This window comes from Paraglaciecola sp. 25GB23A, from assembly GCF_040012495.1.
GTDB lineage: Bacteria > Pseudomonadota > Gammaproteobacteria > Enterobacterales > Alteromonadaceae > Paraglaciecola.
In genome coordinates this window covers 116,240-139,581 of record NZ_JBDYKM010000008.1, presented here as the reverse complement: position 1 = coordinate 139,581, position 23,342 = coordinate 116,240, and the positions used below count along the sequence as shown (strand labels likewise).

Annotated in this window: 8 protein-coding genes; 1 reads left to right on the top strand and 7 read right to left on the bottom strand. The window is 41.6% G+C overall.

The genetic code is table 11. From position 1 onward, the window contains the following. Positions 1–435: 435 nt before the first annotated feature. From ABKW31_RS13345 to ABKW31_RS13315, 7 genes are all read right to left on the bottom strand, one after another. Positions 436–1,275, bottom strand: a complete 840-nt coding sequence (locus tag ABKW31_RS13345; protein WP_348617030.1) for a hypothetical protein — start codon at positions 1,273–1,275, stop codon at positions 436–438. A 1-nt stretch (position 1,276) separates the two neighbouring features. Beyond that, entirely contained in the window at positions 1,277–1,786 is a 510-nt protein-coding gene (locus ABKW31_RS13340; RefSeq protein WP_348617028.1) for a hypothetical protein, read from the bottom strand. 12 nt (positions 1,787–1,798) lie between these two features. Beyond that, positions 1,799–12,073: an Ig-like domain-containing protein gene (locus ABKW31_RS13335; RefSeq protein ID WP_348617026.1), complete on the bottom strand. Its 10,275-nt coding sequence runs from the start codon at positions 12,071–12,073 to the stop codon at positions 1,799–1,801. Positions 12,074–12,178: 105 nt separating this feature from the next. Further along, positions 12,179–12,634: a hypothetical protein gene (locus ABKW31_RS13330; RefSeq protein ID WP_348617024.1), complete on the bottom strand. Its 456-nt coding sequence runs from the start codon at positions 12,632–12,634 to the stop codon at positions 12,179–12,181. Beyond that, positions 12,635–13,237, bottom strand: coding sequence for a hypothetical protein (locus ABKW31_RS13325; RefSeq protein WP_348617022.1), 603 nt, complete (start codon positions 13,235–13,237; stop codon positions 12,635–12,637). After that, entirely contained in the window at positions 13,230–13,847 is a 618-nt protein-coding gene (locus ABKW31_RS13320; RefSeq protein ID WP_348617020.1) for a hypothetical protein, read from the bottom strand. The genes ABKW31_RS13325 and ABKW31_RS13320 overlap by 8 nt, the downstream gene beginning before the upstream one ends. A gap of 17 nt (positions 13,848–13,864) precedes the next feature. Further along, complete coding sequence (locus ABKW31_RS13315) at positions 13,865–19,198, bottom strand: carboxypeptidase regulatory-like domain-containing protein (RefSeq protein WP_348617019.1); 5,334 nt, start codon at positions 19,196–19,198, stop codon at positions 13,865–13,867. Positions 19,199–19,814: 616 nt separating this feature from the next. Here ABKW31_RS13315 and ABKW31_RS13310 point away from each other — a divergent pair. Then, a complete protein-coding gene (locus tag ABKW31_RS13310; protein ID WP_348617017.1) occupies positions 19,815–23,318 on the top strand; it encodes a VCBS repeat-containing protein in 3,504 nt (1,167 codons plus the stop codon). The last annotated feature ends 24 nt before the right edge of the window (positions 23,319–23,342 follow it).

The following is a 23,342-nucleotide window of genomic DNA, read 5'->3' as shown; positions in this document are numbered from 1 at the left end:
GTGAAACGCATTAGCGGCGATGGTAGTGTGGGGTCTCCCCATGTGAGAGTAGCACACCGCCAGGCTCCCATTAAGAAGAAGGGCTATCCGCAAGGGTAGCCCTTTTTTGCATTTAGGACTCAATAGCGCGGCGTGCCCCGCACACCGCTGGAAGGCCAGCCCCGTGGAAGGCCAGCCCCGCAGGCTCCCATTAAGAAACAAGCCCGACTCGATGAGTTGGGCTTTTTTCGTTTTAGAGGCAGATAGTTTTGAGTTGCGAGCTGCGAGCAGCGAGTTTCGAGCAACAGCAAGAGCAAGAGCAACAGCAACAGCAACAGCAAAAGATAGGTTAGGTACGACACGCATGTAAACAGTTCGACTCAACTTGCGCTAATTCACTGCCAAAAGACGCAGCTGAATTAGCACGAGACAAGTAACTTGCCCCATTAGCCTCAGCTAAATTTCCGAAATACGACCATTATGATCAACTATGATTAGTTTATCTGTCGGTAAAGAGCCACCAAACAACATTCTAAATTCTGCTATTCGTTGAGTATATTCCCCACGACTCTGGTTCAGGCAAGTCTGTGGTTGATTCACGCAAGCAATGAATTGTGGATAGCTTTCAAGTAAGTCTGGCGCCAAAAATAGAAATTCAGGCTGGTATTTATTTATTAAGGATATAAGGTCTTGCTGGCGGTCTAGTGGCACGATAAGACTTAATACATGGGATTTCTGACGTGGCGAATATTGCATTAAATTAAAACGTTGCCAATTAACGTTTACACCATAAATAGGTGGACGTTTCTTCTGCATCTGCTTCAACATAGCAAATGATATGGATTGCCCTTGGAGATAGAATCGAGGTACAGAATTAATTTGATAATTATCAACTACTTGTTGATTTAGTTCTAGTAATTGATGATTAAGTGGCATTTTACAAAATGGATTTTTACGCTCAAAAACAGCTTGAAGTACTAGATTACTACTAGGTGAATCACAGTGAAAGATATCATCTACCCGCTTAAGGCTAGCTTGACCAAGTATCGGTGCCCAGAACAAAAAGACATTGTAGCCACCTAGTTCTGACAGTTTAGGAATCGCTCTAATACAATAAGGACAATAAGGATCTTTAAATACCGTAACCGTAGGACGAGTAGGATCCCAACCATTAACCAAAAATGGAAAGTAGTCTGACTCGGTTGGAATAAATCTTACTTCTTTTGTATTGGACGGGGCGGCCTGAACAAAGAATGTAGCAATGGAAAGAAATAAGAAAATTATTAGAATACGCATATTAACTATTAGATTTCTCTGCCATAGCTTGTAAAGCAAGTGGTAAAATCGCTTTGTTGTATTCTTGCATTAAAACTTCAATCTTTGTTTTTAGCTTAATACGAGTCTCTTTATCGCCCATATTCTGTTCTAGTTCAGCAACAAGAGTCTCAATCTGCTTTTGTTTGTCATTCGCTTTTAATTGTAATTCAGTCCTGATTTCTTCATTCAATGTAGTCTTATTACTTTCACGTTGCTGTTGCAACAATTGTTTGCGAGCTTCTAATGGTGGGATACGGTTTGAAACCTCATTATTTTGAATTTTCGCTTGCGATTTTATAACCATAAATGATGGATCATTCATTTTACCTTTGGGTTTGGCTAACTTAAGTTTGACGGGTGATTCAGCTAATTTTTCTGAATTTATAACATCAAGATCTGGCGTTAGACTCTCTGTCGATGGCAATGTGGCCCAAAGCCAAAGTAGACCCAATAACATCAATGTACCCAGAAAAAGGATTAATTTTTGCATGTTTCTCTCCTGTTATGGCGTCACTGTGGTAAATGTCTTGGTACTATTGTTACGCAGATTTCCTACCAAGTCAGATACGGTGTTAACTAATCTGATTGAATAAGTACTACCTTCTTGTAGCTCTTCCGTTGGGGTAAAAGTGATAACATTGCCAACTACAGAATAAATCCCTGAAACTTGTACATTATTTAATGTAATAGGTGGTTTAGCGCGTAAGTCTACTATTTCATCATATTCAATAATAATTGTGCTATCCAAAGCAACATCGATCGATTGATGAGCAGGTGTAATTGAATTAAGCACTGGGCCCGCAGTGTCATTAGCAGCTTCACTGTTGGTGGTGAAGTTCACGACATTGACATTGCTTAATTGATTATGAGCGTAGTCACAAAGAGTTTTAATAACAACAGAGTAATCAGTATCAGGTTCTAGATTGTTACTAGCTTTGACGAATAAAGTTCGACGGTCTGAGTTTAGGTCCACTTGGGTAGCGATCGGATTACCACCGGCTGATATTTCAATATTATCCGCAAACCAACATGTGTCACTGATTGGTTCACTCATATATATTACAACTCGACCATTAACTGGCATCTCAGTAAGTCCATCTGCCACACTAAGTTCTTCGATACTAGGGCTTGTATCGTCTTGAGCTGTACCTGTCGTAAAATAGCGGAAAGCACCTGCAGCTACTCTATTACCAGAAAGGTCGGTTATATAAGGACTTGTTATGTAGAGATAATGTTGATTATTTGATGCTAAGAGGTCATCTGGAATAAATTGCAAACGTAAACCATCGTTGCTTAAATTCCAATCACCAAGGACTTTTGCATTAATAGTGTTGTTGTATAAATAAAAGGAATCATTGTCCACGGTTGTCGGATCGATTCTTTCATAGAAGCTAAGCTCTAGCCATGGATTAAGAGGCGTGCCCGTTAAGTTGGCTGGTAGCGGCCAGATATTAAAGCTACTGTCAGCAAAGTCGACAGTTTCACCGGTAGTGAAACTGGTACTAAGTTCACTAGCCAATTGATTATTAGCTAAGTCCTTAATGCCACTGACTGTTAATGTATAGCTCGACAATGGTAAGAGAACAGATCTGGGTACAATGGTAAGCAATGTACGCCCACGTGATAAACTAATATTCGTCGGAATAATGTTGTTCCCAATGTCACGAAGCTCTACCGTGCCACTTAATAGTGGATTTAATACTTCATTAAACCGCACGTTCAAGCGCACGTTGGTAGGTACATCTGTTTGGCCGTCAAAAACAGTGGTGTCAGTAACAAGTGGCGCTTCACTGTCTTCGGTAAATGCTGTAGTGAAATAAATGTAATTATTTACTGTACCGTTGCCACTGACATCGCGAATACCATAAGCATAGGCATAGTATTGACTCGCTTCTGTTAATACTTCATCGGGCATAATACTGAGTTGCATACCATCTGGTGACAATTCCCAGCTAGAAGCTACATTAGCGCGGGTTGTATTGTTATACAGATATACACCACTATCTGTGAGACTAGCTAAATCTAAAGGCTCATCAAACACCCACTCAACAACAGCGTTCAAAGGTACGTCTTGTTGATTATTAGTGAATGATTGATCGACTATGCTGGGACGGACAAAATCAGCACCGATACCGGTAGTAATAGTAACCGAATCAGCCACCACTTGATTACCTGCAACATCTGTCATTGAATCAATAGTCTCTGTAATATCGTTACTGGGTAACATGGGTACTACATTGGTATAGCGCAGGACCTTGTTATCCTCACTAAATTGCACCGCTACTCGCTGCCCTGCTTTATCATCAAACAATAAAGGATTCATACTTTCATCAAAGCGAACACTAAACATCGCATTGGTGCCAACGTTAGTCTGTCCGTCTGGCGGATTAAACGCTGTGATCATGGGCTGTCTGTCATCCTCGGCCGCATCAGCAGATATAAATACATAAGTACCATAGTTGCTTGCCAGCATGTCTCCATCAGTATCCAATATACCGGTCAAATATTGTACATAATATTGTTTGCCCGCTTCGAGGTTACTGTCAGGTATGACGCTGACTAAAGTCAAACTGTCATCGATAACGATGGTTTTAGATATAGGCAGCCAAGGGTTTTCTGAAGTGTCGAATAGAATTACTGAATCGGCATTTAGCGATGCTGCATCAAGTGGTTCATCAAACTTAGCGGTAAATACCGGATTTAGTACATCAATACTGGACGTTGGATAGTAAGCTGTGACTCTTGGGCGCACCCCAATAGCATCAGTTGGATTGAACATTCTAAAACTACTAGAGTAATAATTCATTCGATTGCCAGATAGGTCGCTAATGCCTTGATCCAGATATAAGGCAACTAATGCACCTGCAGTAAATTCAGATGTTTTAGTAATCTTTATTGTGCGATTGTCACCAACTAATTCAATATCAGTGTTAATTGCAACACCGTCCTCAGTTATCGCAAAACTTCCTTCAAGACTAAGCGGATCGAGAGCCTCACTAAAATAAACATGAATAGTGTTTATTGATTTAACGTCAGATATATTGTTAGCTGGGATCTGCGCTGTCACAGTGGGACGTCCGGTATCAGTGGTTCCTAGTGATGTGGTAAATGAACTAACAAAGGGGGCTATTGGATTACCAGATAAGTCAGTTACCCCGTCATTTAATATCACACTGACTAACGATAAAGTCGGAATGTTAGCGGTGATAGTCACCTGAATGCCATCGGCAGAGCGTGTAATATTGGGCGATATATAACTACCATTACTATATAAGCCAATATTGTCACGAGTTAAGCTACTGCTTGCAATAGGTTCACTAAAGGTCAGATTAACAGTTTGTCCAGGGTTAACATCGGTTGCATCTGAAGTTGGCGTAATCGATACAATGGTTGGAGCTGTTGTATCCGTTGCCACAGCTGTATTAAAGTATTTATTACCGATACTTCTAGAGTTTCCAGCCAAGTCGTAAACCCTATTTGAAAAACTAATTGTGTAGCGAGTATCACCAATCAGATCAATAGCTGGTAAAAATGTTACAGAATTAGCTGATACTTGATATGTACCTGGAACGGTAATACCACCTCCTGTAACTGTCGGAGCCACTAAAGCATTAATCGGCTCATCGAATTCAATCACAATCTGAGCCAAGTCCAAAGTAACATCAACAGCTTGATGAGCAGGTGAGATACTAACAAAACTTGGTGCAACAGAATCAATATCTGAGGTAGTGGTAAAAGAGATTTGCTGTTCAGCAAGTCTATTACCTGAATAATCACATAAATCAGAGACAGTCAGACTATAATTTGCATTCGGCGCCAAGCTCTGTGTAGGTGAAATTGTTAAGGTCTTACCATCGGAGGACAAGGCCGTAAATACTTCTTGCAGTTGCGCCGCAGTTGTCAGAGAGATGCCTTCATTTATATTACATGCAACACTCACTGACTCACTAAAAATCAGTATTATTTGACCGTTGGTTGGCATCACAATATTACCATCTTGAACACTAGAATTGTCAATGATAGGTGCAGCTTCATCATTCTCAAAAGTAGTGGTGAAATAACGATAGCTGTTTTGTGCAAGTAAATTACCGGCTAAATCAGTCAGGTAAGGGCTGTAGCTTATTTGGAAATAATGACTATGATTTTGGCTCAGTGCATTATCCAAAACAAAGGTCAGCGTTCTGCGATCATTACTAAGTTGCCACTCTCCAGCTGCTCTAATACCTGTATTGTTATCAATGACAAAAATGGTATCGCTTTCTAACCCAGCTCTGTCTATTGCTTCACTTAACGTAACTTGTAACAGTGGGTTAGTTGCTACATTCGCACTTGCTGGCAAACTCCAAGAAGTAATTGTGCCTTTGGTCAAGTCAGCATCACTGCCGGTACTAAAGTTTGCAGTCCAAGGGATTGTCTGAGTATTGCCACTTAGATCTTGCATGCCTTCAACATTTAAAATGTAGTTACTCATCGGTGTCAGCAGTTGCAAAGGCACAATTGACAATAATGTGCGGCTTCGACTAAGGGATACCCTAACAGCAATAGTATTGCCATTGCTGTCTTTCAAGCTAACAAAACTATCATCGCTGAATGGTCTTAAAGATTCATCGAAACGCAGATTAAAGCGCGCATTTATCGGTACATCTATTTCACCATCATCAATAGTGGTAGCGGTGATCACTGGTACTTGAGTATCGCCAGCAAAGCCAGTAGTAAAGTAGCGATAGTTGTTGGCTGCATTATTACCGCTTAAATCACGCAGATAGTATGCATAAACATAATATTGACGGCCAGATAGCAGTGCTTGTTGTGGTGTTAAAGTTAAAACTAGGCCGTCAGCTGATAATTCTGTAGTTATCGGGATGTTTTCACCCAACACAACATCCCGCATATATACGCCAGACTCCGTTACAGAAACAGGATCAATAGGTTCATCAAAGCGGAAAACTGCACTGAAATCTACTGGAACATTGGTTTGACTTTGGTCAATGGAAATATCCACTACACTCGGTTGATTAGTATCTGGTCCATTAGCTGTGGTGAAAGTTGTACTGGCACTGGTGACTTGGTTCCCAGCCCAGTCTACTATAATAGGCGATATTTCCGTGTGTTCTGAAAGGGCTGTTAATGGTGCTAAAAGTGCATATTGCATTGTCCTATTACTCTCACCAAAGAGCACGTTTTGTAAATCCTCATTTAACATGGAGACTGGATTAACTGGTTCATCAAAACGTAAGGCAAATCTAGGATTAATTCCGACTCCTTGTTGACCATTCGGTGGGCTAAATATTTCGACTATAGGTGAGCGATCGTCGATCACAGAACCAGTTTGCGTGTATAAGTAATAGCCATAGGAATAAAGTGAATCGCCATCTGAATCTAGAATCTGGCTATTATCACCAAAATAGAAGTAGTAACTGGCGTCAGCGGCCAATGCTTCGATTGTTTTGACTACCATTATTCTATTGTTTTCTTGCAAGGTAACTTCAATAGCAATTTCAGGCCAATCATTAAAGCCACCATTTGTTCTCAGTCTGAGATGGACGTTGTCAGTGTTAATTGTCGCAGCGTCCATTTCCTCGTTGAAGCGTGCATAGAACACCGCGTTTAATGGAATAAGTTCTTCACCTTCACTATTGGTTGGGTAGATAGCTTCAACCGTAGGTTTAACACCTATATTGTCGTCAGCGGAAGAAGTATAGAAATAGCCTGTATAGTTGTTTAAAGCGTTACCATTTATGTCAGTAGCCTCATCTGACCAGAAAATTTGTACGTAACCTGCGCCTACAATAGGCGTATCAGGACTAACTTTAACCGTTCTGCCATCACCAATTAGGCTAATGTCAGCTTCAAGCAATACGCCATCTATTGCTAAATGCATGCCATCAACAAGTGAGCCTTCATCCATTGCCTCACTCATGTAAAAGTAAATGTCATCCACTTGTAACCAATTACGACTGCCGTTTGCAGGAATTTGACTGATGACTCTTGGTCTCGTTGTATCGTCATCACTGGTACTCGTTGTGAATGAACTTACATAAGGCGCAACTGGATTAGCTGATAAGTCCTCAACGCCAGCTGATACAATGACACTGATTAAGCCGCCAGCTGGCATATTTGCCGATAAAGTAACAGTGCGTCCATCCGCTGAACGGTTTACGCTAGGCGTAATTAAACCGCCGTTGGTAAACAAACTGATAGTCGAACTATTAATAGTATTGATATTCATCGGTTCACTAAATGTTAGTACAATAGTTTGTGATGGATGGATATCACTACTGTCAGCAATCGGCGTAATAGCTAAAACCGTTGGTGCTACATTATCTTCAGAAATAATAGTATCGAAATATTTGTTACCTAAATTGCGTCGGTTGCCTGCCAAATCATAAATGTTATTAACCAGACTAATGGAATAGCGGGTACTTCCAATAAAATTGTAATCCGGTGTGAAAGTAAGTGTCGAGCCCTCTATTACATAGCTACCACTTACTGTTATGCCTCCACCCGAAATAAGCGGCGCAGTCAATTGACTAATCGGTTCGTCGAATTCAATAACAATATTGCTATCAACCGCAATATCTGTGCTGGTATGCGCCGGAGAAATACTAACCAAGTTCGGAGCTGACGTGTCGGCAGTATCAGTTGATGAGGTGGTAAAACCAATCGATGTTGGGGCCAGTACATTGCCAGCATAATCACAGAGTCCAGAAATCCGAGCTTCATAGGCAGTGTCAACTACAAAGTTTTCGTCAGGACTTATCGTCACAGTAGACCTGTCACTGGCCAGACTTACCTGCGCACTAATAAGGGTCTCTCCACTGAAAAGTTGTACTGCCGATAATAATGAGCAGGCATCACTAATAGGCTGATCCAAGGTGAAAATCAATTTACCATTGACCGGAATGTCAGTCGCATTGATACCGAAATTGGAAGCCGTTATTGTTGGTAAAGATTCATCAACATCGTCACCGGTCTTAAAATACCGATAAAAATATTGTGCAATAAAATTGCCTGAAATATCAGTATGAAAGGCTTGATAACCGATCCACCAATAATAATAACGCTGTTTATCGAGTGGTTCGCTAAGAACATAGGTGAGCGTTTTGTTATCGTTTGACAATACGGTTTGACCAGGTATCCGGCGGGCAGTGGCATTGTCCTGCAACCAGAAACTATTCGCATTTACGGTACTTGGGTCAACAGGTTCAGAGAAAGTGACTTGTAATAGGGGATTAGTGGGTACGTTTTGGCTGTTATTACTAACAATACTAATAGCAGTAACGGCTCCAGTGGCGGTGTCTAGCTCTGCATTAGTAGTAAACTGATAGCGCTTTAGATTGGCAAGTAAATTACCACTTAAATCTTGTACACCATCAACAACAAGTTCGTAGTTTTCATTCGGGTTTAAATTAGCCAGCGGTGAGAGCAACACTCTAGAACGATCCTGACTAAGTGAACGACTTACCTCTACTTCAACGCCGTTGCTATCTAGGAGGTTTATATCATCGATAAATAAGGCACTGATCGCTTCGTCAAACAATACTCCCAGTTTAACATTTAAGGGTATATCTTGCGCTCCATCGGCTACACTGGTGCCTACTATTAATGGCCCGTCACCATCTTGATCAAAAGAAGTTACAAACGAAGGTGTTGTCGCAATAAACGGATTGCCGAATAAATCGAGAATTGTGGAAGTAATGTATATGTAGTGACGACGACCTACTAAAAAAGGCACATTGGATGTAAAGGACACACCTGAATTATCCTCAGTAAGCTGGATAATACCTGGAATGTTAGTACCTTGATCATCGCGCACAAAAATTGACGATTCTGTTACCGTCTCAGGTTCAACAGGTTCGTTGAAAACCAGTGCTATCCTGGCATTTACCGGAATATTATTGGTGCCATTTACCGGACTCATCGAAGCTAAAAATGGCCTTTCAAGATCAACACAATTACCTGTAGTAAAGCTTGAAGTGAATTCGGCCGTCATAGGATTTCCGGCACTATCACGAACATTGTTCACTCGGATTGTATAGTTACTATTATCAGCTAATAGACCGCTAGGATTAAAGGTCATAGATGTGTTTGCAGAGGTTAATGTCAAACTTCCCGCGACTTCTGTGACATCATTTAATAACAATTGAAAATTTGTTTGAACAACTGAATTTCGCTGTAAGGTCTCATTAAAAGTAACAACTACGGATTGATTCTCACAAACATCAATACTGACGTCCATCGGCTCTACCATGCTAACTTGTGGTGGCGTAATATCTGGATTTAGGGGGTCTGTTCCAGCATTTACCTCATCACCATCATTGCGCCCATCACTATCGCTATCGACATTTAATGGATTTGAACCAATACTGATTTCTTGACCATCAGATAGCATGTCATCATCAGTATCTGCGTCTTCTGGGTCAGTGCCCCAAGTAAATACCTCTTCATTATCACCTAAACCATCACCATCTTCATCGGGCTCAACTGTTACTCTCGCAGCATCACCTCCAATATTATTACCAAAATCAATGGCTTGTACGGTGATATCAATTGAATCTGCTGTGCCGTTGACGCGATATGGAAACTCATAAGGACGTGTTGTGTCGGTTGCAACTCGTGTTCCGTTTATCAATAAATCGACCGAAGCCACTGCAACGTCATCTGTTGCAGTGGCTCTAACTAGAATACGACTGCCTTCAACTACAATGTCGCCATCTGGTGGTGATACAATATTTACGGTGGGGGCTATCCCCTGACTATCATTTAACACTCTGTATTGCGAAATATAAAGTCTGTTTGAACCTACTGAATAAACGAAGCCTGCATCAAGCGCTAATGCGTCTGCATCTCGATCACCAAACTGACGAATGTCGATTACACCCTGAAATAATGAGTTTTCTGGATCGGCGATATTGACAAAGGGGACTGAATTGACAAACAGAACATCCGAGAAAAAGGCAAAACCGTTAGTTAACTCTACGTCTGAGGGATAAAAACGTGTATCTCCGCCCACAATTCTGGGTGACATCGCATCGCTAATTTTTATCACCTTATAACCACAGGTGTAACAGGCGACATAAGCATAGTCGCCGTCCATCACAACAGCACGCAAATTTCCTATATTGATACTACCTAAACGCACAGGTGAACTGTAGTCACTAATATCGATAACCATCATTGCATTGCTGTTGACAACTACCGCACGGTCATTTTGTGCGTCTACACCAATTAAATTACCAAGATTTTCAAGCTTACTGGCACTGTAAGGTGCGGCGGGATCGTCGACATTTACAATTTCAAAGCCACCTACACCATTGGCAACAAAAACATGACCATTTTGCACCGATAAGTCAATCGCCGTGCCTGATGTAGCAAAGTTAGTCACTAGGCTAGCAGATTCAATTTGCGCAATATTAATAATATCTAAGCCACTTCCTGATACCGCAACATAAGCTATATTTCCAACTACTTTTACATCAACTGCAGTGCCTGATGTCGCCACAGTTTTGACTACTGAAGGATTCGCTTTATCACTGGCGTCAACAATTAGCAGGCCTTCAGTACCAGCCGCTATGTAGACAAAGTCGCCTTGTACGTCTACATCCTTGCCTTGCCCTGTATAGCTTAATGATGATATTCCAGCAGGTTGAAAACTTTCTACTTTTACCGGTATCGATACAGATTTGCCAAATAATTCAACTGAGATAGTTGCTTGGCCAACAAGTCCACCGAATATTTCACCGTCTTCAAGCCCAAAACTAACAATGGTTAAATCACTTGAGCTATAGGTAGTCCCGTTTGACTTAGCGGTAACGTCAACCCGGCTGCCATCCAGAATCGTTGCATTAATTCGTAACTGTGTACTGACTTCACTATCAATTCCATTAAAGGTCATGATTATATTGGAGGGTATTGAGGTAATGGCGGTCACAGCATCCGCAAAATTTGTATCGTTACCATCGCTTGGGTCAGAACCAACAGTTATTTCTACCGAATCGGATAAACCATCAGCATCACTATCAGCTAACAAAGGATTGGTAATATACCCGTCTGCGCCCAAGATCAGCTCTTCGCCGTCTAAGATACCGTCATTATCACTGTCCTTTTTATTAACATCGGTACCTGAGTTATATTCATCCAGAGCACTTAAACCATCGTTATCTCTATCTTCAAAGGCATCAGCAGGGTCCGTTGGATCAAGTCCATTGGCTGCTTCATAGTCATCAGGTAAGCCGTCGCCATCTTGATCACCAGTAAAACTGACTCGGACTAAACGAGTTGCAACTTCGCCGTCTTTTGCAGCTGTAATCAACGAATTACCGCTTTTGATTGCTGTTAATAGTCCATTGGCACTGACCGATACAACAGCAGAATTCGAGCTGGTATAGTTAGTACCAGATAGGGCAGTAGTAACATTATCTTCAATGCCACCCGGGTATGTTGCGGTAACCGTCAATTGATAATTTTGACCAATTGACGTCAAACTGATTTGACTGGTCGAAGCAAAACTGATTTGGTCAGGAACGGGCTCTTGTTCGGCGAAATAAATATCGCCTACTCGAGTAATGCCATTCGTCAATAAATTGAAATAACCAGACTGACCCGATACAGTTGCGCCCTGTTCGTTAAGGCAAGTGGCTCGAGCACGCACAGAACCTTGATTGGATGGCACATTGGGTAGTGACCACCCACCATTTTCAGCCACCTGAATCGTTCGATTAAGAATGTTGATAACACATTTTTCATCTAATTCCTGTGCCATTGTCAAGTTGGTCATAACAACGCTGGATAGCATTGCTAGTTTTAACCAACCCCTGGTTCGGCTTAAGTTTTTCATCGTTCAATTACCATTTGAATAAACGCTTACCAGAATGGGAGCTGCCTACGAATACAACCACTGCACAATCTCTTCTGTTATTCCAATGTTGCGTTTTCGATTTCCAATACAAATATCTGAATCTGCGAGAGCATATCTATCAGCACCTACATGCAAATAAATTGCCCCCCCCCGGGCATATTGCCCCTTGCCATATACCATCTCGATACTTCTAATTGCGTTCAGCTTAAATTCTAATTCTTTTACCCCAAATACCGATACTGACCGCCAAGTGACTATTCCAAGTCCCTTGTCAAAGCTCGTAATTCGTTGCTTCTGTATAACCATGAATACTAAACATACCAAAGCAAATATTGCGTAATCCTGCCACCCAGAAGTCTGGGATGGTTTAAAACTTACTATGATTAAAATTATCAACAATATTAAAGGCAAACCAAATATGCACTTAGGAAAGGCCTTTACCATTAACAAACGATTTGACTTTTGTGCTATGTGAGCCATCTATTCGGCACTTGAGTCTGATTTGTTAAAGTCCGCACTGTCACTTTTACTCACTTGTAAACTTAATTTTTGATAGAGCTCAGTACTCATAAAAGCTTCATCTAAGCGCCACAATCCATGTTCTTGAACAAAAGGCATAAAGTAGTAATTGGCACTTTCATTGCTTATTTTGAAACCAATACACACGTATTCACGCATAACAATAAAATCCAATAATTCGACCTTAGAGTTTTTGTTAAAGCGAGCCTTCCAGAAATTGTACGAACGCTCAGCCTTATTCAGAGACGCTTTAGCTGCCCAATCATCGCGGGTTGCTTGATCCCAAATACTTTGCCACCAATCAAAATCGTCAAATAAAATGGATGAGAGAAATCGGACTAACTCTCGATCTGGTCCATCGCTTGCTTCTACTTGTTCATCGTAGTAATGCTCGATTACGGCATTGTCATATTTCTGATGGAAATATTTAAACTCTTGTTCGAGGGTAAAAGTCTTCTGTCCCAAATCCTCATATTGACCTGCACTTTGTTGCGCCAGACAAACGGGTGATATAAATAAGAAAACAATTGTGGCCCTTGTGATTAAGGATTTATGTTTACTCATAACTGACCAACTCCTTATCTTTGCCTGAAATCCAAGGACTAAAATGTATCAAGGGATTTGCCCTCAGCTCTAGGCTAACTAACCAATCTCCTTGTTCTTTAGTAAATACTAGAGGTAAATCCAAATAAGAGGGTTTGCCATTAGGTTGAGCAACGTTATAAATCATAACAACGTAATCACCGTATTCTACTTTGTACTTAAGGGTTATATTGCGGCCAACAAATTGCTCCTTCCATTCAGCTAGCCAGTAGGCCTTATCTAAGCCTTTGCTGGCGTAATAATCCAAGGCTAAAGTCTTTGAGTCAGTTGTCCAAGTATCCAGCCACCAAGAATAATCCAATGAGGCAATCGCCGACATGCGCGAGGTCAGAGCAAGTTCTGCATTGTCATTGGAAGCGTATTTCCTCCTGACTAAGCGAACTTTTTCCGTAGTCTTATTTGGCTTGTATAAATGATATTCAAAGTTACTTTGAATTTTCAGGTTTTTTTGCAATGGAATACTGGCGGCAAATGTAGGTTTAACCCACACATAAGGCACTGGCTCATCACTCTTTGCTGCACAGGTAACAACTAAAAAGCCCACTACGACCAGCTTTACTAATCTATTCACTAAAACTCACCTTCTCATTAATTGGGTAATGGAATATTAAATAGGGGAACTATAGGGCCTGAGTTGACCAATACCCATGACGCAGATCCACCCACCTCAAGCCATGAACCTTCCTTGACGATAACGTTGACATTGGCTGTAATACCGTTATGACCGATGCTTCCAGAGATTTTTTCACAATCGATCCCTGCCTGTATGTTGACGCCAGTTTTAACCGTGCCTTCCAGACGAATAAGATCACATGGGCGCTTATCGCCTGGAGGTCCGCATTCTGCTGGGGAAGACGCAGGATCTGGCACACTGCCAAAGGGTCCTCCGGCTAAGCCTAGTTCGGCGCTAACGCCGCCTCCCCAACAATTGTCATTAGTGCATTCGCGTTTTGTACGATTGATTGATACTTTACCGCCAAACTCAGCTGTAAATCTTATTCCATATGCTATGCCAATACTTCTGCCCAATACGCTAAAGGTATAATCTCCAGAATATGGCGGTATTGTGGGTGTCCAACTGGCACTCCATGGGGAAAATACGACTGACCCCGTGTCGGTTTCCTCTAAGGTGTAAGCGCCATTTTTCTGGGTGCAACAGACTTCTTTTTTGGCATTGCTGTATTCTAAGGCAACTTCTGGAATAGACTTATCTGAGCCAACAAATGTGAGAACTTCATTTACAAAGCCGATAAAGTTTTTTACACCATTAAATGTTATGGTTGTACCGCCTAGTTCATTGTCTGGTTTTTTAGTTTCTTGACCACCCTGACAAATAATACATTTGTCGTCGTCAGGCACCGTGCCATCTGGCTTGGGCTGAGGGCCATCAGGGCCACATTCAGTACATTTTGACCCATCTAACTCGTCTGGTACTTCTTTAACTACCCCGTCTACACAGGCATATCCAATGCAATCACCTTCTATTTCATCGTCAGGAATATCGGCATCGTCATTTATTGTTACTAAACTACCATTGTCGCAATCAGCCTCTTTACAGTCCCCTATCTGATCCAAACCCGCCAATCTGGGATCTCCATCTGCCGCAATACAATTACATTCACCATCACAGTCTTGACAGATGGGGCAATTATGCGCGCAGCTTTGACCGCCTGGTTGCGATCCGCAGTGCCAGCCGGCTTTAATAACACCTATCCCAGGATTAGAGGCCACCAGTGTGCCGTCTTCACTGACAGTGCCCAATCCAATAGCCACAAACTCCTCTAAGTCATGGTCAAAGGAATACATTTCAACCTGAGCACCAGGCGCATGAGCGTCTACATTGGGTAGGGTGAGTTTGGCAGGAGGAAAAAATTTTGTGCCAGTGGGTTGAATCGTGACAATAAACTGAGGTTGCATGCCATTAGGCGGTGCCATAGGGACAGTACCTGCATTAACTGGTGTAACGGAAATATAGCCCTCTCGAGCCCCGTCAGGGAAAGTCACAGAGTTCTTGGCTATTTCTAGTTTAAATCCAGGGTAGTCATCAAGTTCCAGTACTACATTTTCAGGGCCTGCATATACAGCATTCTGAGTATCCAATTTAACCATATAAATTGGCGATGATAGGGGATTGTCAATGCCTGAAATAGTGACCACGTTGTAACCTAGTGACGGAAATTCCCCCATTTCAGATGCCGTAGAACCATCAGCAATAAGATGCACTGGGCCGACAGGAGCTTGAGTAATAGTGAACCGACCTTGTTGATCTGAAATAGCTTCCCGCGTGGTATCTTTAATTCTTATTGTTACCTTGGGAATTGGGCTTTCCTGATTATCTAATACAACCCCACTAATCTTAGTATTCCCAGCATCTGCTGGAACAAACCCACTGGCAGTAAAGCCCGCAGTAATGACTTGACCCTCCTTTGCATCAATCAGTGTGGCGACAATTCTTTGTTTATCTAATCCGGTAACATTGCCCAAAGTATATATAGCGGAGGCTCGGCCATCTGAATCAGTGACTTTTTCAACCTCAGTTTGCATATTGGCAAAGTGTCCTCCCCCCACAGTGACATTAAATTTGACGCGAGCATTAGGTACAACATTGGCACCTGCATCTGTTACGACTACCACGAAGGCTTCAGGTAAGGACTTGCCCACTGAACCGCGTTGATTATTACCTGAATTAACACTCAACTTGTTACCGATTTCTCCAGAGGCTGAAGCGCTAAATGACACCTGACTCACATAACCAACAACAGCTGCTGTTACTTTTTGATTTTGCACTCCGGTGCGAGCACCCAGTAAAAATCGCGTTGAAGCCATACCTAATGTGTCTGTTTCAACCACAACTGCACGACCTTCATTGTCAGTCCCAAGCCCTACTGAACCTGAGCCTTGGGCTACCCTAAACACTACTGCTGCGTTTTCAACAGGCTCTGAGTTATCATCAACCACCTTTACTACCAGAGGTTCAGACAACTCTTTTCTAATAGTTGCTTGTTGTGATTGGCCAGATACAAGTTCAATGCGCTTGCCAGTTAAAACCTCATAATTTAGGGTAATATTAATACTGTCAGTATTGCCTACTTGATCCGACCCCGTGACAGTAATGGTATTAATGCCCTCAACCAATGAAATGTTTTGCGCGGCATAACTGCGATTTTGAATTGCCGCATCAACTCCATTAATACTCACATTTGCCTGACTATCTTCTATTGTGCCGCGCACAATATCGTTGACTAAACCCGTAACGGTAATCTTATCTGTATACACAGTTTGCTGATCTTGGTGTGACTCAATAGTTAGATAGGGTGGGGTTTTATCTAATGAAATAGTGATAGAGTCAGTTTGAATAAGTTCATTTAATAGTGCTCGAGCTTCAATCGTGTTATTGCCCTCTGTGAGCGCTACATCAACACTAAAACTGCCAGCACTGTTGGTGACTTCAACACCATTAACAATAATTTGCGCGTTATCAGGAAAAACAGTACCTGTCACCGTTATAGGTGAGGTTCCTACTGTCAAAAGTGATTCAGGTGTAGTGATAACTACCGCTAATTGATTCTCTTCATCGTCTGGAATGCCATTGCCATTGTCATCATCATCAGCTGTCATTCCTAATGTTATGCAACTCTCGTCACAGTCATCAGGGATGCCGTCACCGTCCATATCAGGATAATCGCCAATCGGAATTAATGGAAATCCATCGTCCACATCAGCAATCATGTCATTGTCATCATCCGTATCAGCATTATTGCCAGTGCCATCTGCATCGGTGTCGAGCCATTCCGCATTATCCAGCGGAAATGCATCGACAGAATCAGCAAAGGTATCGTTGTCATCATCCGTATCAGCGTTATTGCCAGTGCCATCTGCATCGGTGTCGAGCCATTCCGCATTATTCAGCGGAAATGCATCGACAGAATCAGCAAAGGTATCATTGTCGTCATCCGTATCAGCGTTATTGCCAATACCATCGGCGTCGGTGTCAAGCCATTCCATTTTGTCTAAGGGAAATGCATCCACCGAATCGGCAAAGGTATCATTGTCATCGTCCATATCAGCGTTATTGCCAGTGCCATCGGCATCGGTGTCAAGCCATTCCGTTTTGTCTAAGGGAAATGCATCTATATTGTCGGCAAAGGTATCATTGTCGTCATCAGTATCAGCGTTATTGCCAGTGCCATCGGCATCGGTGTCCAGCCATTCCGTTTTGTCTAAGGGAAATGCATCTATATTGTCGGCAAAGGTATCATTGTCGTCATCAGTATCAGCGTTATTACCAGTGCCATCGGAATCGGTGTCGAGCCATTCTGCACTGTCTAAAGGGAAAGCATCTATCGTGTCGGCAAAGGTATCATTGTCATCATCAGTGTCAGCATTGTTACCTGTACCATCACCATCAGAATCTAGCCATTCTGTTCTATCTAGGGGAAATGCATCACTGTTGTCGGCAAAAGTGTCATTGTCATCATCAGTATCAGCGTTATTGCCGGTACCATCGCTATCAGTATCTAACCATTCTGTATTGTCTAGGGGAAATGCATCCACAGTATCGGCAAAGGTATCATTGTCATCGTCAATATCAGCATTATTGCCGGTACCATCGCTATCGGTGTCCAGCCATTCAGTATTATCCAAGGGGAATGCATCGACATTGTCTGCAAAGGTATCGTTGTCGTCATCAGTATCTGCGTTGTTGCCGGTACCATCGCTATCAGTATCTAGCCATTCAGCATTATCCAAGGGGAATGCATCGACATTGTCGGCAAAGGTATCGTTGTCGTCATCAGTATCTGTGTTGTTGCCGATTCCATCTGCATCGGTATCAAGCCATTCAGCCGGATTGAATGGAAAGGCATCTGCAGAGTCACTTACCCCATCATTGTCAAAGTCCTGATTATCACCTCCCCAACTAATGAGCTCTTCATCCTCAATCATTGTTTGTATGGTGGCAGCAATCAGTGCCGAATCCTGACTGTTCACGAATTCTTTGAAGTTTTGCAGGTTAGTCTCATCGTTGACGAGTTCAAATGTATTACTGACCCCATCAGGCAAACTATAATTTGCATCATCAACGACGAGTTTGATCAACGCTGCCATTTCAAGCTTTTTCTGCGGATCTAATAAAGCTAATAATTGTTGTAACTTTTCCGGTGTTTCCGGCGGCAAGCCCTCATTGGCTTTTTCTAATAAAACACTTTCAGCGGTAGATACGTTAGTCACGTTCAGGCCAAACAAATTGGTTGAGGTCAATTGACTTTCACTACCGGCTAGCTCAACCAGTTTTGCAAACGTATTTAATTGAGAAACAAATAATATATCCGGATGAGTCGATGGGTTTCCACTTGCAGTAATTTTTACTAATTTGGCTAAATTTGACTCGTCAACATCTAAATCAAGGCTATAGTCACCATTGGCATCCGATTGTCCACTGAAAGAATCAGTTCCAATCACTATCGCTACTGTTGCATCAGGAATGGGAGCGTCTACTACTTTACCTATCAGAGTTAGGGCTGTGCTTATCCGAGTAATAGTGATCTTGTAACTAGCCGTCGCAGTGGCACCGTCATTATCCGACACCAGTACTTGTAAAACCATCTCGGTATCTGTGTTTATATCTGGGGTGTCGATAATTATATTGGCAGTAGTGTCTCCACTTAAAGTCGCAGAGGGACCACTTGTTATCGTCCATTGGTAACTACTTATTTGGCCGTCTGAGTCACTTGCCACTGCTGAAAGTGACAAACTTTCTTTCTCAATAACGGTATTATCTCCGCTAATGCTAACCGTCGGGCCGCTATTTACTGGGGGAGGATTTTTTTTGTCATCATTGTTTTTACCACAGCCATGCAATAGCAAGGCAACAAGTACAAAACTAGTTCGATACCAGCAGAAGTTATGCTTTCCATTGAGCATTACTTTCTCCAATTCTAAAAAGAGTCACGGTGACTTTTGGTAGAACGGAAACGGAAAAATATTTAGCAAGGTCAACAATTGACCTAATTTTGAATAGAGTGCGTCTTTAAACAGTTAGCTGCAAAAAACAATACAAGCAATAAATAAGCTTTTTAATCAATCCACCAGAATAACCAAAAAAAAGGTTTTTAAGGTGTTACCCGATATTACGGGCTTAATTAAAATCTGTTCCCTGACCTATTCATACCAAGTAAGACCAGCATACTGCGCTGAAATGGTTAATTTTCCGAACCATCATTAAGGTTCAACTGAGTTGATTTCTGTGACAACGAGTGAAACCAAACCCATAGTACAACCAGTCGTAAGTAGCCTTTGTCTGTTGATTAGAGTAAAAAATAAAGCAATAAACAAACAAAACCAAACAAAAGCTCTTAAGTATTAGCGTAAGAAAAACAGATATACAAGAGCAAGAATCAAATTATATTTTACTGATTTTTATGTTATGAATAAGTAAAAGATGGGTAGTGCTTGATTTTTAATCAATTAAATTCAACTATAGAAATATCTTTGAGAATTATTATTACCAGATTAAAAAATTCTTTATTTAGGTCAAAAGATGCAAAATCGGCAATTGAGTAAAATTCAACCCGTGATACGCCACCTACTTAAGTTAGTGTCATTATTTTGTCTGCTGTTTGTCTTACTCTTAGCTGTTTTACAAATAATCCCCAATCGCGATTTTACTATCCCGCCTACAAATCCAGGTGTCACTAAAGAACCCAAAATTCAAATAGAACCTCAGCCGGTTCTATTCGAAGACGTGACCCTAACTTCAGGAATTAACCACAGTCACATACAGCACAGCGGCACAATAAATGATATCCGTGATGGCCTAAATGCAGGTGCGTGTGCAGCTGATTTTGATGGAGATGGTTGGATTGACTTGTTATTTGCTGCAGGAGGCGGTCAAACTCGCTATTACGGGCGGCAGTCTTGGTGGAACAACCACTACCCGGCGATTATGTATCATAATCAAAGTGGATTTTTTAAGCGACTGCCTAACGCCACGATTGAAGTTTCATCATCAATTACTGCTTGTGCAGCCTATGATTTGGACAAAGATGGTTTAACTGATGTGCTTTTAGCCAGTACCGAGGGCATCGTCTTGTTCCGCAATGCGGGGAATTTAAAATTTGAGCGGCAAGAAAATTTTTCACAATTAGTCAAACCAGCTTGGGTTAGCCACATCACTGTCGCCGACATTAATCAAGACGGCTTACCAGACATTCATCTATCCCGATTTATTCGATATCAAAAAAACATCAAAAGCCTTGAATTAGCAACGGGGTTTTCCGAACAGCATCAACACCAGTTTGATCCTCAATCATTTGATGGGATGGATAACGTGCTGTTGTTAAATCAAGGCAAGTTAAATTTTATTGATAAAACACAAGAATACGGCCTTGCAAGCCGCCAAGAGCGCACAGTTTCGGCTACCGCTTTGGATATTGATGGCGATGGTAAAGTTGAATTACTTGAACTCAACAGCTCCGATCAATCGGTAAGAAGCTATTTTATCAATGACAATAAACTTCATTTGATAGAGCGTAACAGTTGGCCATTAACCATAAATAACACGCATTATGTCGATAGTGGTCAACAACTCGGCGATGCCAATCCTTTACTTTTTTTTAGCCGCGGTGCGGGCTTGGCTAATATTGCTCTAATTGCCAATGCTGATATCAAAACAGGCCAAGATATTATTTGGCCTACTCAACTTATGCAACACAACAACATATTTTTGAATTATTGGGGCTCCGTATTTGCAGACTTTAACAATGACAGTCGGGTGGATTTGGTCATGGCCACAGGCGGATTAATGGCAGACTCGTTTAGTCAGCAAATGACCCAAGCAAGCCCAAATGTGTGTGCAACTCAAATTTCTACCAATACAGCATCACCTGTGTTCACCACACATTCGTGTAGTAGTGCGATTACCTCTTCGCGCTCGGTTGTGCGGCTTGACTATAATAATGATGGAAAAATGGACCTATTATTTGTCAATAATAATGATTTCCCCCAACTCATGGTGAATCGCAGCAGCGATGCTGGCAATTGGATTTCATTAGATATGCCGTCCGACTCAAAATGGTACGGCGCCCAACTATCTATTGGTGGTAATGGGATAATGCACATAATGCCGCCTGCTAACCGCACGGCTTTATTCGGCAATCATGATCCGCGACAACATTTTGGATTGGCGAGTATGCAAAATACGACGGTGGCATTATCCAAGGCTAAAAATGCTTTGCAGCAGGAATTAAGCGTAAACCACTTTTATCGACTAGAAGGTGATACCTGGGCAATTAAGGATACCTTTCCTACTCCACTAAATCGGATAGAGCTGGCCCAAGGGGATACTGCCAGTCAAGTGCGAATGCTGATGGGTCAATCAATAACGGAATTACAATATGAAGTCTTAAGTAAAATATTACAACAGGCCAGTTCAGAGCAGATTACAGAGCTTGCAAATTTGATATCACAATACCCTTATAATCCGCATCTTGCCTTATATTTACACTGGCTATCGGCAACATCTCCTATTCTGCAAACTGCCGCAGCTGATGCCATTTTGCAGCTCGAAAGTGAGATGAGCGTTCGATATCTGTTACCTCACTTAGCAAGCGATGATAGTGTTCTTTATTGCCTAGTTGCAGATGTTTTTGCTCAATGGTTTGAACAAGAAGAGGCGGTAACACGGGCTAAATATCTAGCTATTCCACATTTGATGCGGCGTTTAGCTAGCCAATCAAGTGAAATTGTAAGCTGTACCGCTAAAGCTTTAGGTTATGCTGAGCATCAAAATTCCACTAGCGCGATCCTTGCTATTATTGAAAATGCTCCGGCAAACGCTAAGGCCGATTTAATTAATGCTCTGGGTAAAATAAGACAAAAAGAAGCCATTTCCTATTTGCATCAACAAGTGCAAATCTCAAAAAATATAGCGGTGATCCAGCAAAGCATTATTGCTCTTGTGCGTCTCAATGATTTGCGCTTAGACCGTTTAGTTCAAACTTCGGCAGCGCTAAGTCAGCAAAGTACTTATGTATTCGTGGCTTTATACGCATTATCAAATGCGATTGACAATGTAGTAATTGATAGTGAAAAACGTAAAGAATGGCTACAAAGTTGGCCGGTGCAGCCCACTGTGTCTCAACTTGAATCTGATTATTTGCGTGAGTTTTATATGGACACTACAGATAACCAAGAGATTCCCTTTGAAACTTTAAATATATTAACTCGGTCCGAGTCGCCAAGATTGGCAACATTAATATTAAAACAGCGACTAATGCGGGTACTTGATCGGTCAAATTTACTTTCAATCAGCGCACAAAACTTGAATGAAGCCTCGTTAAAAATATTAGAGAAAAAGTTATTAACTCTGCCAGCCAGCGTTAACCTTGAGAACGTTAATGTGCTTCAGTTATCTAATCTTTTGGTTTTTTTACCATTATTTTCTGCTGAACAACAATCGCAAATTCTGCGCCAAGCAGCTAACAGTCAAACGCTGCATTTTACCCCTCAACAAAACAATACTTTTTTATCGGTTTTATTACGTTATGGAAATAAACTAACCTTGCAAAGCAGGGGCAAAATAAACAACTTGGGCTGGCTGGAATGGCTTATTTTTGCTCAGTCTGACGATACATCTATAGGTCAGTTAGGAAAACTTATCGATCAAGCTTTTGCAAACAGAAAACCATTCTTTTTACTTAACTGGCTAAAAATAAATTCTTTTGAATGGCAATTTATTACGCCAAAAAGAGTGTCTGCAGCCTTGTTGTTTCACAGTAATTTGGATGATGAATTAAAATTAAATTGGGCTATAAAATATTTTGCTATGGATAACTACAGTAAAACTTGGTTATTGACTAAGATTAACGATGGTGACGAGGCCAGTTTGAATGCTTGTCTATCCGCAAACGGTTTTGATTGGTTAATAAGCAAAGTCGATGTGGCAAGCCTGTTAAGCAATGTTAGTTATACCTTAGGCACAAAAAATCGCCTACGAAGTTTCGTGCAGATGGCGGATCACAACTTAACCAAGGTAGGCAGCTAATGTTGGTTTGCCACAATCTACAAG

Coding starts and splice junctions, on each gene's coding strand:
- ABKW31_RS13330 (WP_348617024.1), bottom strand. CDS start 12,634: ATGGCTCACATAGCACAAAAGTCAAATCGTTTGTTAATGGTAAAGGCC.
- ABKW31_RS13345 (WP_348617030.1), bottom strand. CDS start 1,275: ATGCGTATTCTAATAATTTTCTTATTTCTTTCCATTGCTACATTCTTT.
- ABKW31_RS13310 (WP_348617017.1), top strand. CDS start 19,815: ATGCAAAATCGGCAATTGAGTAAAATTCAACCCGTGATACGCCACCTA.
- ABKW31_RS13315 (WP_348617019.1), bottom strand. CDS start 19,198: ATGCTCAATGGAAAGCATAACTTCTGCTGGTATCGAACTAGTTTTGTA.
- ABKW31_RS13335 (WP_348617026.1), bottom strand. CDS start 12,073: ATGACCAACTTGACAATGGCACAGGAATTAGATGAAAAATGTGTTATC.
- ABKW31_RS13340 (WP_348617028.1), bottom strand. CDS start 1,786: ATGCAAAAATTAATCCTTTTTCTGGGTACATTGATGTTATTGGGTCTA.
- ABKW31_RS13325 (WP_348617022.1), bottom strand. CDS start 13,237: ATGAGTAAACATAAATCCTTAATCACAAGGGCCACAATTGTTTTCTTA.